This window comes from Lysinibacillus sp. A1, from assembly GCF_000801965.1.
Lineage (GTDB): Bacteria > Bacillota > Bacilli > Bacillales_A > Planococcaceae > Lysinibacillus > Lysinibacillus fusiformis.
Window position 1 is genome coordinate 1 of the sequence record NZ_JSZM01000013.1, and the last position, 17,130, is coordinate 17,130.

At 33.2% G+C, this 17,130-nt stretch carries 14 protein-coding genes and 2 pseudogenes; 4 read left to right on the forward strand and 12 right to left on the reverse strand.

Translation table 11 applies throughout. The features are described 5' to 3' along the window. From PI85_RS23905 to PI85_RS12715, 5 genes and pseudogenes are all read right to left on the reverse strand, one after another. Nucleotides 1–74, reverse strand: a pseudogene (locus tag PI85_RS23905) (arsenate reductase); the annotation flags it as partial. A 12-nt stretch (nucleotides 75–86) separates the two neighbouring features. After that, a complete protein-coding gene (arsB, locus tag PI85_RS12700; protein ID WP_016993623.1) occupies nucleotides 87–1,145 on the reverse strand; it encodes an ACR3 family arsenite efflux transporter in 1,059 nt (352 codons plus the stop codon). Next, the gene (locus PI85_RS12705; protein WP_036079775.1) at nucleotides 1,138–1,464 is read right to left on the reverse strand and encodes a helix-turn-helix transcriptional regulator; all 327 of its coding nucleotides are present in this window, start codon (nucleotides 1,462–1,464) and stop codon (nucleotides 1,138–1,140) included. Before PI85_RS12705 ends, arsB begins: the two co-directional genes overlap by 8 nt. A 254-nt stretch (nucleotides 1,465–1,718) precedes the next feature. Then, nucleotides 1,719–2,165: a MarR family winged helix-turn-helix transcriptional regulator gene (locus tag PI85_RS12710; protein ID WP_009374034.1), complete on the reverse strand. Its 447-nt coding sequence runs from the start codon at nucleotides 2,163–2,165 to the stop codon at nucleotides 1,719–1,721. A gap of 90 nt (nucleotides 2,166–2,255) precedes the next feature. After that, nucleotides 2,256–3,320, reverse strand: coding sequence for an NAD(P)/FAD-dependent oxidoreductase (locus PI85_RS12715; RefSeq protein WP_009374035.1), 1,065 nt, complete (start codon nucleotides 3,318–3,320; stop codon nucleotides 2,256–2,258). A gap of 399 nt (nucleotides 3,321–3,719) precedes the next feature. Here PI85_RS12715 and PI85_RS12720 point away from each other — a divergent pair, with 399 nt between their 5' ends. The 3 genes from PI85_RS12720 (at nucleotide 3,720) to PI85_RS12730 (ending at nucleotide 7,182) form a co-directional block, all read left to right on the forward strand. Continuing rightward, nucleotides 3,720–4,082, forward strand: coding sequence for a metalloregulator ArsR/SmtB family transcription factor (locus PI85_RS12720; RefSeq protein WP_009374036.1), 363 nt, complete (start codon nucleotides 3,720–3,722; stop codon nucleotides 4,080–4,082). Continuing rightward, complete coding sequence (locus PI85_RS12725; protein WP_009374038.1) at nucleotides 4,075–6,453, forward strand: heavy metal translocating P-type ATPase; 2,379 nt, start codon at nucleotides 4,075–4,077, stop codon at nucleotides 6,451–6,453. Before PI85_RS12720 ends, PI85_RS12725 begins: the two co-directional genes overlap by 8 nt. 114 nt (nucleotides 6,454–6,567) lie before the next feature. Next, on the forward strand, nucleotides 6,568–7,182 hold the full coding sequence (locus tag PI85_RS12730) for an isoprenylcysteine carboxylmethyltransferase family protein (protein WP_009374040.1): 615 nt from the start codon (nucleotides 6,568–6,570) through the stop codon (nucleotides 7,180–7,182). Between the two features lie 75 nt (nucleotides 7,183–7,257). Here PI85_RS12730 and PI85_RS24870 read toward each other — a convergent pair whose 3' ends face one another. Genes PI85_RS24870 through PI85_RS12745 form a run of 3 tightly spaced genes read right to left on the reverse strand, consistent with a single transcriptional unit; the run spans nucleotide 7,258 to nucleotide 9,496 of the window. Then, a complete protein-coding gene (locus PI85_RS24870) occupies nucleotides 7,258–8,142 on the reverse strand; it encodes a cupredoxin domain-containing protein (protein WP_009374041.1) in 885 nt (294 codons plus the stop codon). A gap of 14 nt (nucleotides 8,143–8,156) precedes the next feature. Further along, nucleotides 8,157–8,909, reverse strand: a complete 753-nt coding sequence (locus PI85_RS12740) for a sulfite exporter TauE/SafE family protein (protein ID WP_009374042.1) — start codon at nucleotides 8,907–8,909, stop codon at nucleotides 8,157–8,159. Between the two features lie 14 nt (nucleotides 8,910–8,923). Further along, nucleotides 8,924–9,496, reverse strand: a complete 573-nt coding sequence (locus PI85_RS12745; RefSeq protein WP_009374044.1) for a DeoR family transcriptional regulator — start codon at nucleotides 9,494–9,496, stop codon at nucleotides 8,924–8,926. 337 nt (nucleotides 9,497–9,833) lie between these two features. On the opposite strand from PI85_RS12745, the pseudogene PI85_RS24875 reads away from it, so the two are divergent. Further along, nucleotides 9,834–9,947: pseudogene (locus PI85_RS24875) on the forward strand (cytochrome c biogenesis protein CcdA); the annotation flags it as partial. 96 nt (nucleotides 9,948–10,043) lie between these two features. Here PI85_RS24875 and PI85_RS12750 read toward each other — a convergent pair. From PI85_RS12750 to PI85_RS12765, 4 genes are read right to left on the reverse strand one after another with little or no spacing between them, the layout of a single operon-like run. Continuing rightward, nucleotides 10,044–11,885, reverse strand: coding sequence for a TnsD family Tn7-like transposition protein (locus PI85_RS12750; protein WP_036079778.1), 1,842 nt, complete (start codon nucleotides 11,883–11,885; stop codon nucleotides 10,044–10,046). Nucleotides 11,886–11,904: 19 nt separating this feature from the next. After that, complete coding sequence (locus tag PI85_RS12755; protein ID WP_036079781.1) at nucleotides 11,905–13,533, reverse strand: ATP-binding protein; 1,629 nt, start codon at nucleotides 13,531–13,533, stop codon at nucleotides 11,905–11,907. After that, nucleotides 13,530–15,680, reverse strand: coding sequence for a Mu transposase C-terminal domain-containing protein (locus PI85_RS12760; protein WP_009374050.1), 2,151 nt, complete (start codon nucleotides 15,678–15,680; stop codon nucleotides 13,530–13,532). Before PI85_RS12760 ends, PI85_RS12755 begins: the two co-directional genes overlap by 4 nt. Next, the gene (locus tag PI85_RS12765) at nucleotides 15,661–16,494 is read right to left on the reverse strand and encodes a heteromeric transposase endonuclease subunit TnsA (RefSeq protein WP_009374053.1); all 834 of its coding nucleotides are present in this window, start codon (nucleotides 16,492–16,494) and stop codon (nucleotides 15,661–15,663) included. Before PI85_RS12765 ends, PI85_RS12760 begins: the two co-directional genes overlap by 20 nt. Between the last annotated feature and the right edge of the window lie 636 nt (nucleotides 16,495–17,130).

Sequence of the window (17,130 nt, forward strand, 5' to 3'; positions counted from 1 at the left end):
TTCTTTGCCCATCCTTCAGCCATCTGACTTCGACATGAGTTTCCTGTACATAAGAAATAAAGTGTATTTGTCATAGTAATTGCTCCTTATAATTTAATGGTTTTAAAGTATTTTTTCTGCCAACGTAAGGCAACCCATACAAGTCCAATGAGGACTGGTACTTCCACTAGTGGTCCAATAACAGCGGCAAATGCCACGCCACTATGCAAGCCAAACACACCCACTGCAACAGCAATTGCTAACTCGAAGTTGTTGCTTGCAGCTGTAAAAGAAAGAGCTGCTGTGACAGGATAAGATGCACCTACTTTACGGGAAGAGAAGAATGACACAGCAAACATGATCACAAAGTAAATAAATAATGGAATAGCAATTCGCACTACATCAAGTGGCAGTTCTACTAATTGCTCACCCTTTAAAGCAAACATCAACACAATCGTGAACAGCAGTGCAATTAAAGTAAGTGGTGAAATTTTCGGTAAGAACTTTTCTTCATACCACTGTTTTCCTTTTGCTTTAATTCCTATCCATCGTGTGAGGAATCCTGCTGCAAATGGTATCCCTAAGTAAATTAGAACGCTCTTTGTAATCTCCCACATAGAAATGGATACATTGAAATTCTCTAAACCAAACCAACCAGGTAATACATTTAAGAAAAAGTAAGCAAAAATTGAATACGTCACAATTTGAAAAATGGAGTTAAAGGCAACTAAACCAGCTACATATTCACGATCTCCACGCGCTAAATCATTCCACACAATCACCATGGCAATACATCGAGCTAAGCCAATCATAATGAGTCCAGCCATATATTCTGGGTAATCTTGTAAGAAGATAATCGCTAAAAAGAACATGAGGAACGGGCCGAGTAACCAGTTTTGTAAAAGTGATAGTAATAGCACTTTCCAATCCTTAAACACTCGCCACATTTCTTCATACTTTACTTTCGCTAATGGTGGATACATCATGACAATTAACCCTATAGCAATCGGTATGGACGTTGTTCCAATAGACATGGACTCTAACGCTTCCCCAACATTAGGCATGGTGATACTTAATACAACACCTATTCCCATCGCAACGAATATCCAAAGGGTAAGGTAACGATCTAGAAAAGAAAGCTGTTTTGTTAAAGATTCATTACTCATTTATATTTCCCCCTACATGGCAGCAATCGGTTTCACAATTGCACCCCTTTAAAGGCTGAATTTGTTCTAAAATGCCCTTCATCAGTGGCGTTTGATTCTCTACTAAACGGTAATGTTTCCAAGTCCCTACTTTCCGTTCCGTAATAATGCCTGCCTCCTTTAATTTTCGTAGATGTTGACTAACGGCTGGTTGTGATATTCCTAGCACATCCACAAAATCACATACACATACCTCCCCGTTTTTCATGCATGCAAGTAATTTAATGCGATTCAAATCCGCTGCTGCTTTTAGTTGTTTTTCAATTAGTGTGTTTTCCATTTATCTGCACTCCTTATATAACTGTTTTCTTATATATTATTTTAAATAAAATCACCTCGTAAGAAGGTGACATAATCAGTATATAACTATATTCTTATATTATGATTTAATGTTTTGAATTGCAACAGATATTTACCCATTTTAAAAAAATTTTTATACTTTGTAAAAAGCGTACGTTCAGTTACCTAAACGTACGCTTTAAAAGATAATGATAAAGATTAATTTATCTCCATTAATTTTTCTTTAGTAACGAGTTATGGAGAAGGTGTACAACACAAATTTGATTTAGCCATAGCTTTATTTAAGAGTTCAATTGAACGTAAAACAGTTTCTTTTTCGAAGTCATTCAAATGTGAAAAAACTTCATTTAAATAATTGTTTATCATTTCATCAATTGTAGTAGCGAGAAATGTACCCTCCACAGTTAATGACAAAATGTACACTCTTTTATCTGATGTTAGAGGAGTTTTTTTGACAAGATTCATCTTAATAAGAGTTTGAATCTGTCTACTAAATGTAGTAATATCCATACCTATTGCCTCTGCTATTTGTTGCATAGAAGGATTATTTTGTTTGTCGATCTCATATAGAATATGGCTCTGTATTGGTGTGATGTCAATTGATCCTACAGTACAACATGTTTTATTTAGTAGAGCAAACTTTTGAGTTAAAACTTGAAAAAGTTCACGTTTATTTTCCATTTAATCATCTCCTATAAAGACATATATATTATTTATTTGCAAAATACAACTAAAATATATTTAACTTTTTTTGAAGATGTTTTTCCTACTTCAAAAGTTTCTACTTTTCATGTGGTGAAGTAACTTTTTCACAACATACTCGGCATCTTCTCCCACACCTCTTAAAGTTGCAGATGCAAATGATCGTTGTCCTTCTAGTCCCACAAAATATAATCCAGGGATACTGCTAATACCTGCCTTTTGTAAAGGCATTCCTTCCCCATCTAATGCACCAAGTAATTTCATATAGGGTAAATGTGGTCTGTATCCTGTGGCATAGATAATGGTATCTACAGGCTCCCTTTCTCCGTCCGGCCAAATAACTCCATCTTCATAAAAAGAAGTAAACATTAAACGTTGTTCCGGACTCCCCTTACTAATTCGATCTTTATATCCTCCTATATCATTCACAGCATTTGATCTGGGTGCCGTTTTTCCAAAGCGCCAGAAAGGAAAGGTATCAAAACCAAATACCTTCAACCAATAGTGTATGTCCCGTCCAAGTAGACGTTGTTTTACAAATTTTATTGGCTGTCGTACTGAAAGAGTAGTTTGGCTAACCTTAGACAATTCAACAGCAATTTGCACAGCCGAATTACCTCCTCCGATTACGATTACCCTTTGGTTGTGATATGGCTGTGGATTTCGATATTCTGAAGAGTGAAGTGTTTTCCCTTGAAAGACTTCTCTTCCTTGAATGTTAGGAATAAAAGGATTATTAAATGAGCCTGTAGCATTTATGATTGTTCTAACTTGAAATTTATCGCCTGTGACAGTTCGAACAATAAAACCTATGTTATTTTTCTCAATCATATCTACTCTCTGATTAATTAAAACAGGTAATTGGAACTTTTTTTTATAATCTTGTAAGTATCGAATAACTTCATCCCTTTTCGGATAGAGATTCTGGTTTCCAGGAAACTTCATGCCGGGCATAGAGGAAAACCCTGCTGGAGAAAACAATTTAAGACTGTCATAATAATTTGGCCAAGAACCCCCGATCTGATTACTTTCTTCTAATATTAAAAATCGTAGACCTTTTTTCAGTAAATGATAGCCTGCTGCAAGTCCAGCCTGCCCTCCCCCAATAACGATTGTATCAAGAATCCCTTTCATTTTTTATCCCCCTTCATTATTTGCATTTTGCAAATATAAATTCATTAAAAATAATAGCTGTAATTAATAAAACTAAGTAAAACACAAAAATATTCTATCCTTAATAAATATATATAGCAATTTTATTTGCAATTTGCAACTATTATTCAAACTAATAATTATTATATTCAATAGCTAACCTCTAATTTAATGATCTACATTTCTTTTTCCATACATATCCAAAAAAATTAACTTTTTTCAAGCTTAGGCTTTTGCATATACTTTTCTGGTCAAAAATAATAAATTGCATTAAATAAATAAAACATTCAAATAACTGTTTGACTATTTGAATGTTTAAGTTTATTATAAAAACAATCAAATAATCGTTTGAACGTTTGAATGATAACTGGAGGAAAATATATGAAAGAAATATGTGAAATCACCTGTATTCATGAGGATAAAGTAAACTATGTTCAAGACAAGTTAAAAGAAAAAAAATCAATGGATGTTGCTAAAGTTTTTAAAGCACTTTCGGATGATACACGTGTAAAAATTGCCTATGCGCTAACACTAGAAGATGAATTATGTGTTTGCGATATCGCTAATATTATTGGGTCAACAACAGCAACTGCGTCGCACCATTTGCGTTTACTACGAAATTTAGGATTAGCTGAATATCGTAAAGAAGGGAAATTGGTTTATTACGCTATTCATGACCCATATTTTAAGAATTTAATCAGTGTTGCATTTGAAGAACATAAAGAAGGTGAAATTAATGACTGAGGAAAAACAGGTATTCCGCGTGAACGGTTTCTCTTGTGCCAACTGTGCAAGTAAATTTGAACGTAATGTAAAAGAAATACCTGGTGTTCAAGATGCAAAGGTGAACTTTGGGGCATCTAAAATATCAGTTACAGGCGATGCGACCGTGGAGGAGTTAGAAAAGGCTGGAGCTTTCGAAAACTTAAAAGTAACGCCAGAAAAACAAAAACGTGTTACTCCACCCCAAACAGATACTACCTATAGAATTGAAGGCTTCTCGTGTGCAAACTGTGCAGGTAAATTTGAACGTAATGTAAAAGAGCTTCCAGGGGTTCAAGATGCAAAAGTAAACTTCGGTGCTTCTAAAATTTCCGTAACTGGCGAAACAACTATTGCGGAACTTGAAAAAGCTGGAGCTTTTGAAAATTTAAAAGTATCAATGGATACACCTTCATACAGATCTAAAGCTCCATCTTCTGACAATAGTGAGGGGCAAGTTGAAAAGAAAGTACCATTTTACAAAAAACATAGCACACTTTTATACGCAAGCTTATTTATCGTATTCGGTTATCTATCTCAATACGTAAACGGTGAAGAAAATCTTATTACCTCCCTATTATTTATAGCTTCAATTGTAATCGGTGGTTTCAATCTATTCAAAGTTGGTTTCAAAAATTTAACTCGCTTTGATTTTGACATGAAAACATTAATGACGGTAGCTGTCATTGGTGCTGCATTTATAGGAGAATGGGCAGAAGCATCCATAGTTGTTATCCTATTCGCTATTAGTGAAGCTTTAGAGCGTTATTCAATGGATAAAGCACGTCAATCAATTCGCTCATTAATGGATATTGCACCAAAAGAAGCTTTAATTCGTCGAAATGGTCAAGAAATCATGGTACACGTAGATGATATAGAGATTGGCGATATTATGATTGTTATACCTGGGCAAAAAATTGCAATGGATGGCATCGTGGTTAGCGGTCTTTCTGCAGTCAACCAAGCAGCTATTACAGGGGAATCAGTACCAGTTTCAAAAACAGTAGATGATGAGGTATTCGCTGGAACACTAAATGAAGAGGGTTTATTAGAAGTTAAAATTACAAAATACGTTGAAGATACAACGATTTCAAAAATTATACATCTAGTTGAAGAAGCTCAAGGTGAACGCGCTCCTTCACAAGCATTTGTTGATAAATTTGCGAAATATTATACACCAATTATCATGGTCATTGCAGGGCTTGTAGTAATTGTTCCCCCACTGTTCTTCGATGGTAGTTGGGAAACTTGGGTTTATCAAGGTTTATCAGTACTTGTAGTTGGATGTCCATGTGCGCTTGTTATTTCAACACCAATTTCAATTGTTTCAGCTATAGGTAATGCTGCTAAAAAAGGGGTTTTAATTAAAGGTGGCATTTATTTAGAGGAAATGGGTTCGCTTAAGGCAATTGCTTTTGATAAAACAGGTACGCTTACAAAAGGTGTTCCAGTGGTTACAAACTTTGATGTAATGAATACCCAAAAAGATTCAAAAAAGATTCTAGCCATAATTACGGCTTTAGAATATCGATCTCAGCACCCTTTAGCTTCTGCGATTATTAAAAGAGCCGAAGAAGAAAATGTTTCATTCAAAAATATCAACGTTGATGCTTTCGCAGCCATTACTGGCAAAGGAATAAAAGGTGAAGTAGATGGTACTTTGTATTACATCGGTAGCCCAAAATTGTTCCAAGAGTTAAATGTACCTATTCCAGAGAATTTAGAAGGAAACATCCTTAAGTTACAAAATGAAGGCAAAACTGCCATGATATTAGGAACTGAAAAAGAGATTCAAGCAATCATTGCCGTAGCTGATGAGGTACGTGAATCTAGCCAAGAAATTATTGAGAAATTGCATAACATGGGTGTTAAGAAAACAATCATGTTAACTGGTGATAATAAAGGGACTGCGAATGCAATTGGTCATCATGTAGGGGTTTCTGAAATTCAAGCTGAATTAATGCCTGAAGACAAACTTTCCTATATAAAACAACTTCGAAAAGACTATGGCAATGTTGCGATGGTCGGTGATGGTGTCAACGATGCTCCTGCTTTAGCAGCTTCTACAGTCGGTATCGCCATGGGTGGTGCTGGTACAGACACTGCATTAGAGACTGCAGATGTTGCTTTAATGGCAGATGATCTACGGAAATTACCGTTTACAATAAAGCTAAGTCGTAAGGCCTTAAATATTATCAAGGCAAATATAGCATTTGCCATTTTAATTAAACTAGCTGCATTACTATTAGTTATTCCAGGTTGGCTAACACTTTGGATTGCCATTGTCTCAGATATGGGAGCAACATTGTTAGTAGCATTAAACAGCTTACGTTTAATGCGTGTTAAAGAATGAATTAACGCACTTTATTCAATAGATGGGCTTTTTATATGAAAGTCCATCTTTTTATTTCTAGTACTTTACTTTCTTAAAATAGCACTTAATTCATTATAGAAAGAAGAGATAAAAATGGAACTGGTAAATGTTTTTTCATTGATTCTGTTTGCTTTGTTTTTATTTTCCTATTCATTAAAGCTAGTTATTCTAAATAAGAAATCAGGGATAAAAGCAAATGTGTTAGGAAAAGGAAATAAGGGGACATCCGTCGATTCTTCCGAAATGTTTGTTAAAATTTCAACTTTCGTATGGGGAATTGCATGGCTTTTAGAGTCAATATTTGATAATTCGATTGATAATATTTTACCTAAACTATTCACCAATGAGGTTATGCATTACTTTGGATTAATGACAATTACCATTGGTTTACTGTTTTTTATTTTATCAATGATAACAATGAAAACCTCTTGGAGAGTTGGTATAGATAAAGAAACAAAAACCTCGCTAATCACCAATGGTTTATACAAATATAGTCGAAATCCTGCATTTGTTGGATTCAATTTAATGTTTATAGGTCTATTTTTGACATTCCCTAACTTAGTTACATTAATTATTTGTTTACTAAATATAGTTTCAATTCATAACCTTATTCTTCAAGAAGAAAAACACTTAGAGAATATGCTTAAAGTAGAATATCTCTCGTATAAGAATAAAACCCCACGATACTTATTTTTTAAATCTACATAAGTAAAGAAATTTTAAAGGTGAAACTAAAACAAAGCACAGACTCTTAATGGCTGTGCTTTGTTTCGTTGTTATCCATTATTCAACTATTATCTTTCCAAAATACATATTCATTCCACAATGAAACGTATATATACCCGGTTTTTCTGGTGTGAATTCGACCAAGTTATCACCTTTATCAAGATCTTTTTCTATTTGGAAATCCTCTATTATTAAGTATGATAAGCATCCACCTGAAAAACTCTTTTGAAAATGAAGTTGAACTGGGATTCCAGCTTTTACTTTTACATTCTCAGGTGTATATCCAAATGGCTCTACCATTATGACGGCTTCCTGATAACCGTCTTTTTGCTCTGCTTTTACTTCATTTATTTTTGTAGAAGAATCGTCTGAAACCGGAGTTGTATCACCCAAAAGATCTCTGAAGTAATGAGAAATGGGTTTAAAGAATACAACAGAAACAACTAATAATACGGCAATTACACAAAAAATAACTTTACTCCATTTATTTTTATTTGATATTACCGTTATTGTATCTGTTCCCTTAACTTCTTGTCTAATTAATTTCAATATAAGAATCATGACAATGATAAAAATTGCATCCACAAATATCATCATAACGACAGGATCTTGAGAAAAAACCATTACCCCCAACATTGCACCCATCATGCCGCCCATGATACCTGCTAATAGTCCATCTAATGAAGCCAATAAACTAAAGGGACGCCCAATAACATATCCAATTATCATGCCAAAAAGTACTGAGGAGATTACTGGGACAGTCATTTTCCCTACTAATATTACTCCTAATATGGTTCCTACTACTATGCTAGCCATCATAGAAACAGCCATTGCAATCATCATAGCAGTCATTTCTGATAAGAACGATTTGGCACGATAGGTAGAAAAAATGACGTAACCGGTTAACAAAAAAATAATACTAAAACTAAATATATATATCATAAACAAATTCCCTTCTATCCTATCCAAGCATTTAAAGTTTCGAATAATCCTGACAATATAAAGAAGATTGCAGAAATATTCCTTGATACATTATGGAATGAATACAAAGTCTTCTTCATTGGATTTAATAACCGTTCACTAATAGTCAGTAGTATCACATATAAAATGAGTGGCATTGCTGTTCCAATTGCAAAAAAAATGGGACCTATCAAATTAAATTCTCCATTTCCTGTCGGCAATAACAAGACAAAAAATAACCAAAACAACGTAGGACAGAATAAAAAACCCATAGCCAACCCAAAAGAAAGAGATGTATTTTTCAATTTCAATCCTTTTTGGACTTTTTGGAAGATACGTTGTGATGCAGAGGAATGTACTGAAATATTTCCAAGGAGAGCTAATCCAATTAGAATAAGAGTAAGGCCAAATAATTTACGGAAAAACATTGTTCCAATGAAAGGAATATCAGCAACTGTACTACCGATGAATACAGACATTATGCCTAACAATATGTACACTAAAGATTTGCCTGTAATATAACTCCCTACATTCAACCACCTTTTATTTTTTTCAGTCTCATATGTAATCAAAGCAACAGCAGTAGAATTAGATGTAAGTTGACATGGTGCAGTTGCCCCAACCAACCCTAATAAGAAAGCCTTCATTCCCCATACATCTAGTTTTAGTGCTAATGTATAAATTGGTTCTGCTACTAAATTGGCTAACTGACTTAACCACACATGTATCTGAAGAAGTACCTCATTCATTTAAATTCCCCTCTTCAACTGTTCTTACAGGACAATTTAAGGTGTTGAGGAAATGATTTCATTATTTCGGAAAATGTAAGGACTTTACCTCCGAATCCTTTTACAAAGTTCTCTGCATATTCTTTAGTCTCAAATACCAACACTTGTGGGTAACAACAACGAATATGGACAGTAGTGTCTAAAACAAACCAAGCTAGATGAGCGCTAATCGTTGTCCCTGTTAAAAAATCGGTACAAATTGCTTGTGCTACCTCATCACCTAACTGTCGATGCCGCAGTATTCCACAATGGCTGCAACAAGCATTTTCACGTTCTCCATTTAAAAGAATTATCCTGTAAACCAATCGATCATCACACTTACGATGACAATACACACACTCGTCTTCCTCAACACGATGTATAGATTGATCCCTTATAAGTGTAATCCCACCATATGTCTTCATAATAAGCCCTTCTTCAATCAGAGGTTTTATATCTCGATGTATTGTCATCTCTGATACCTCAAGTGTTTGACTTAATTCTGAGATTTTCAAATTGTGTCTATATAGAATCATGTCACGTATAAGTTGTTGTCTCTCTGAAAGCATAGTTTCCTCCTGAATGTTATAACTTAACAAGATATAACATCATTTTATTACAGCAATTAGAATAATCAATATAAACCTCGGGATATTTTGTTACATAGTTATGTCAATTATCTATAAAATCTTCTGTAGATGCTCCCCCCACATGAATATGAGAGGTTGCATAGTATGTATTGAACTAAAAAACAGAAGCACAGTAGTTTCAATTACTGTGCTTCTGTTGCTAAATAGAAGAATAAATATTGCTTTGATTACAAACTTGTTCACTGTTCAAGTTCTTCTAGTCAATATGATTTGCACAGCATGCAACGTCTTTTTCCAGACAAAAAGTCATCTCATTATGAGCATTGGTGGATGGTTAATGATAGTAATGGGTGTGCTACTCTATTTTGACATGATGACAAAAATTATTGCTTGGTTTACTCCCTTCTTTGGTGGATTCACAGGATTTTAATTTTTCGATTTCAAAGATGAACAACACCATTATGACTACAACAAAAAAAGCCGTGTTTTCAGCTATGAACACGGCTTTTTGGTATCATTCTTTATATCAGAATTTTTGCTTCGCACTTATTATCTGCCTTTTTATTTCTATCTCTAACCCAGAATAAAATCTTTCACTGATTCCTGCTTTTCGCATTATTTTCCAAACTTCAAGTTCTTCATCTTTTAATTGATCTATAGCCCAACTAATACGCCTCTTTTGAAAATTGGTCGTATTTTCTTTAACACTCTCAATATACTTCATCGTATTGGGCAGTTTATTTACTCTTTTTTCTAACAACGATTTATTATTAATCATTTTACCTATACTGCTTACGGTTATTCTAACTGGTTTTTCTTTAGCACTTATATCTTCCACTGCTTTTTTTACCATGCCCAAGATGTGAAGGTCTCTCTGTACCCAATCAACTCTTTTATTAGTAACCCTATTTACTTTAACAACTGGGGAATGTTCCTTTAACCATTCCTTATCATTTCTATAAATTCGCATATAAAGTGATGGGTCTTTTTTTCTAAGTTCTGTTCTTGATAATATGGGGTATTGGTTAATTAAATCAAGCCATTTTTGCTTCAAATCACTTTTAATATGATTTTCCTTGTTCATAGGCTTACTATTTCTTTGCTTAGAATACTTAATAATTGTTTTGGTGTCGACTTTTAATATTTTTGAGCATGCTTTATAACTCAACTGTTCTATTTCAACCAATTGATGGAGTTTGCTCAACCAAGTATCACCTAACATCTTAATACGCCCTATATTTGTTTTATCCTCTTCTGTTTTATCTGGCCCCTTACGAGAATAAACAAAGCCACAGGCACAGGAGAAGGTTCCTACCGGCCTTTTAGTATCATAGCAACGAGTAACCTTTAAATTAGTTATTACAGGCTGTAGAAAGTGTTCTGCCGCAGGATTCAAACATAGATATGGCTCTTCACCAAATGGACTATATCGTTTATTTGCATACTGTTCAATTGTATCAACCGATTCACCTAAAAAATAAATGAACAGTAAATGCCGTACAGGATGAAAAGACTTTCGATGTTTTCTTGTTATTGCCCTTAACCAACACTGTCCTTCTACACCACTTGGAAATGATTGCATCAATATTAAAAAATCGACCTTAAACTTCTTAATAAAGTCTTCTTCTAATCGCCTTTGGTCGATTGTGCCGTTTGATTTTACATACCCTTCGCGATCCAATAGGTAATGATAAATCTCTAATAAATTTAACTGATCAAATTTATAATCCTTTTGATTTAAGTTGCTACTTTCTACAGCAAAATGACGTAGCAAATCAAAGTTTACTTTTGAAACATCACTTTTATTGCCCTTCTCTAAACTGTTTTCAATGTTTGAATAAAAATACGAAGAGTTTCCTTGCCTAATTAAGATTGAACTGTCTACAAGCAAGACAGAATGCTTTAAACAAATAAATACACTTGGTAATTGGTGATATGTCCGCCAATATGTTTCTCCATTCACTTGAATATCTTCTTCAAAGCAGTTAGGACAATAGCGAAAATACATAGGCTCTTTTACTGTCCCAGCCATTTGACCTGTTGAATAATGCAAGGAAGTATTGCCACAGCCATATAACATTTTATTTCGAACACTCTGTTTTATTTCTTTTGAAGTAAAATTTGTATAGTAGTTATACAATGTATGATAATTTATCCATTCATCAATACTCGAATTTAAAAAAGGATTTACTTTTTCTAATAATATCTCTAAATCAGTAGGTAAATCAGGAATAATATATGCTTTCTTTTTTCCAAACAAATCTAAAGTTGAATGTTTATTACTTAAATTCCCTGAACGTTTATGGTATCTAGCCAACACACTATATAATAGTTCATCTTTATAAATTGAAGGAAAAAATGCTAACATCTATTTTATTTACACACCCTTACATTATTAAGTCATCTAAAGGATTTTTAATATATCCTTCTTCACATAATGCCTCATAAGCAGAGCGTTTATTCTTCTTTCCTATATCAACTATTGATTGAAGTTTATTTACTGAAATATTGCCTTTCGCTTCATTTTTCTTTTCTTTCTTTCCCTCAATGTATTGGAGTGATAGAGTCATTAGTTGTGGAATTGTTGACTCAGGTGAATTTTTCAGTGCATATTTAGCAGCGTTTTCAGCAATTTTTTCTGAAACATCTAAATTAATTAAGGATAGGATTAATTTTTCTAGTATTGGAAGTTCTTTATTTGTACGATCTTGTGCCATCTTTTCTTTTTTCGCCTGAACCCTGGCCTTAAGGTCTAATACTGGCAATCTATTTAGAATATAATCTTCAATATCCATTGGAACAATATCTTCGTATTTTGCAATGTCGCTTTGATTTCCGGATTTAAGAGCCTCCAACATAGGTTGAAGAAGTTTCAAATCTTCTTTCACTACCTTTTGTATAAGTTTAGGGGTTATTTTTTCAAGGCCAGAATTGATTGCCCTCGCTTGTGCGAGTAAATACAACTTAACAGCAACATCCACAATTCCTTGGCTCTCTTCGTAAATCGTGTTTAATAATTCTTCTGTCAGTTCCGTATATTCATTCGTCCACTGATAATCCCACATACTTGTGATTAATACTTCCCAATCATCATCTTGTTTCATTTGCTGCCATACCATGTCGCCTTGGCCACTGCTTCTACGTGCTTGTCTGAAATCCTTTTGTAATAATGCCTTGGCTTTCATGGTTCCAATAAACATTACTGGTACTCCTATTTCATTCACTAGCGTTACAAAAAAATTCATCATCATTTCTGATGCAGCACCTGATGCAGATAACGAGTGCTGAACCTCATCAATGATTAGAGCGCCTATTGAGTGTAAACGAGCGACTTGCCCCATACGAGTTACCATTGAACTAACTGAATTTGATGGCTTACCATACTTTTCAAAATAATTAGTACCTGTCAACGAATCAACTTTTTTGAAAAAGTCCATACAAAGAGTTTTTAATGATCCATCATGTGGACAATCCAATTTTAACCATACAATTTGAATCAAATTGATTGGATTTTGATGCAATATTACTTGCGGATAAAGAGATAGTACCCTTTCTATCGCAGATGTTTTACCTATTCCTGGATATCCCATTAAAGTGAAACTTGAAGCAGAAGAACGTATATCTGGCGGTAATCCAATTTCCTCTTTATTAACAAGCTTGTTGTGTAAATCAAGTAATGCTTGAACATGTTTTTTATGTAATGGATTTCGATTAACATATCCATACCTAATGAAACCTGAAAAACGCTGTTCTAGATTTAAGGTTTGATTTATAGGCTGATAAAATCTTGATAATCTTAGTAAAGCATGGTAACGATGATGACTTGATAAATTTCTTTCACTATTATGAAACATAGGTATAAAGCTAAGTTGATCAAACGCTTCTTCTTTAGAGAGTATCGGAGGTAACGCTTCAATAAGGGGATTCCCTTTATAATCAATTATTTCTTGTTCACGATACTCTGCCAATAGAACTTCAATACCACTCTCTAATTCAATTGTCTTCCCATTTTTCATTCCTTCTTCTTCCTTCTTTGCTTTTTAAATAATTCCATTATCGTAGATGTTTCAGTTTTTTCATCTTTCTGCTCAGAAGGTGCAAAAGAAATAATGTTTTTATCATTATCAATCTCAGTTACACCTATTTGAAATGCCTCATACTCTCTTCGTAAACTTTTTTCAACTTCCCGATTTTCTCTAATATTTTTTATTTTTTCCGTTTTAGTGATTTTATTATTTTCATCTTGATTTGGTGTCTTAATTGCCTCATCCACTATTCCTTCAATTTTAGAATAAAAATTAATTTCTTCTTGTAACAAACTATGACTTTCAATTTTATATGTGTTTTGTTCAATCATTAATAATTGTTCAATTTCTTCAAGTACTTTATTTTTGTATCTCTCCTGATGATCTAAAAGGAAGCAACTTTCAAAAAGTGATTTATCATTAATGTGCAGATAAATAATGTCCATGTTTCGAGGATCGTATGAAATATCAACTGTCCAACTTTTCTTTGTTCTAGCTTGTACAAACCAAGATTCCTTTATAGCTGTTTCACAGCTAAATAACCTATTTTTAAACTTTATTCCCTTTGAGGTTACTGTAGCTGTATCTCGTGGCAATAAGTAAAACTTTATAGTATTAGGATGTTCCTTCCTTAGCTTACCTGCTCTATTTTTAATGCCCCAATTCCAGAGTTTAAGAGGAGTCGGTTTTACATTTTCCCGTATCATCTGCTCATCTCTTAGATAATCCTTCATATAGTGATTTTTGTTATAAAATAAAACAAAATTGATTAGAATTTTTGTATATTGATCTATAGTTAACTTAGCTTCTAAACGATAATCACTAGCCCCACGTTCCCTAAAATCACTCTGTATGTAACCTGGTAAGAACGGCTTTATTTTACTTTGTGAAGTATCGAACAATTTTTCCACAATTCCCTTCCAATCTGGTCGAAAAGCAGGATTATTCTCCACTACCAAATCCAACCCTTCAATTAAACTATTCACGTTATATCCCTCCAACTCACCTCTATCCCCTAGAATAATTTCAGGAAGATGCGCAGATGGCCACATTTCATTTGAAATTTCTATACCATATCTACTGCAATATTCCTTTTTATCTGATGCTGCATTTGCTATTGCCATCATCATTCCTGCCCAAGAAGGACCTTCAAATCCGATATACATTCCTGTAATCATATGTGTATATACGTCCACCACAAAATATATAATTGGTTTACCTACAATATAATCAGAATTAAAACTAGATACCAGATACACATTACCAATAGTCGCATCTATTTGATATCGTGATCCTGGCCCCATGACTTCATAAGTTGAAGATCCTAATATTGCTCGATGATCTCGTTCAAATTTTTTCTCACCTTCTCGACTTACTATTTTTTGTTCAATACCAAATTCTTTGTTGTGCCAATATCTAAATTGTCTTAATGAAGGAATTTTATTTTCATCCTGTATTACTATATATTTTGTTCCGTTTTCGTAACGAACTTCATCTGCATAGAACTCCTTTATCATCATTTTATATGCGAATGACAATGAGTTTCTCTTGCTTGTAAAATAGTACCTTTTAATCGATTTACGAAATATTTCCCTTGTTTCATCGGTTACATTTATTCCTACACTGTTAGTGGTTCTAGGTTTTCCCCTTTTCAAAGTACCACTTTTTTTATTTCTTCCCTTACCTCCAGAGTTACTATAATCCGGAAGCAAACTATTCATAGTTTTTCCTCTCTGCCAGTACTTTCTCAAATATTTATAAGCAGTCATTTTTGTACATACTTTATTATTTACAAGTTCATTTATTAGCTGCCCACGTTCTTTTTTCTTATAAATTGAAGGTTCATCATTCACTAAGTTTTTGATAATTGCCCACGCTGTGTCTCTCTTTTGTTTCATTCCCTCAGGTAAATTAATGTGGTTAATTAGTATGTTTGTGTGATCAGATTCGAATTTGGAGTATGAATTTTCTATAAATCCTTGATGTATATCTTTAACTTTTAAAAGGAATGGTAAGGCATTGGAATCTTCTATATCAATTGCATATGTAACGATGTTACTTTCATCAATCCAAAGTAGACGATATACTTTATTACACGTCAAGTCTTTAATTAATTCATTAACTGATATTGTAATCAATGTTATCCTCCTTAGAAACATTCATAATAATTTGATCTAAAGTTAGATTGCTTGGGTTAATTTTCTTACTCATATCAATCGAAATATATTTTCGAGCTATAAAATGTTTTATATAACTTAAAGATGAGCCTGTTTCTAAGTTATAATCCTCATCAAATTTATTACAAACTACTAATAAACTCTCTTCGCTATCTTTTTTTAAAATCAATAAATGCAATAATAAAGTAGAATAGCTTATATCTTCTTCTGCTAAATAATAAGATTTATGTATCCATAGAATATTGTTTGCTAGTTGTTTAGGAATTTCCTTTTCAGTTATGACCCCCCAACTTATTCCTTGTATCTCCCAATACTCTCGTTCAATTTCAAACTTTTCAATTACTCGTTTATCTTCAAGTTGTTCACTTGGTTTTACAGTTCTAGCGATATATTTTCTTTCAGAGTTTTTTACTACTGTTATAAAGAAATCTGTTGTCATATCTATCGGTATACCTGAACTATTATCTTTAGAGTGCTTAATTCCTTTCTCTTCAGCTATACGAATAGTTGTTTCAACATTTAAAGGAAACTGTTCTCTTATGTCTACCACTGTATCTTCCCAATCTAATAAGAGAAAAAAGTCTCTTTCCAAGTTAGACAACAATTCATGCTGTCTCTTCGCGGTCCACCCTATTAATCGAGAAGCATTTCCTTGTGACGATATATCTTGTATTTTAATCCAAGGTATATAATTTGATAGTTCCCCTTGACCTCGTCCTTCTTTAATATAGTCATTTCTTTTTTTCTCAGACCAACCGTATTTCCTTTTAGACATGTAAAGCACCGCCTCGTCGACATAATAATTTCTAAAATTATTATAACTTTTTGACTTACTTGTAGTTTAATTTATTCCATTTTATAAAAGTATTTATATTACAATCGTTTACACATAAAAAACGTCCTTTAAAGAGTGGACGTTTGCTAATTTTAGTAAGAAAAATACTATACTTTCTTCGATTCACATTATGTTTTTAACAGCCCTTGATTATATACAATCCACTTCTCCAATTCTCTTTCTACCGCTCGATTTTGCCATTCAAACCAAATCCCAATACACTCACTACAATGACTGTCAACACCGATTTTATTATGCAAATCCTTACATGTAAAAATGGTCTTTTTACGACACTTATAACAGTAGATTTCAATCTCTTTATAAAATTCCATAAATATTACCTTTCATTTTATTTATATTCATTTCCATTAAAGGGACAAAAAATACATAAAATCATTAAGGTATTCTTTTGTATTAACTAAATAAAAATGTTGTTAAGTTGTTAAAAATTTCAATTGAAATTTTAGAAAAAAGATTGAGTATTTCTATAGGGTAGGTTATTTAATATGAACCACGACCAATAACCCTAGATATAAGAGTTATGTAATAGAAACCAATAAAAAAACCTCCATGGTA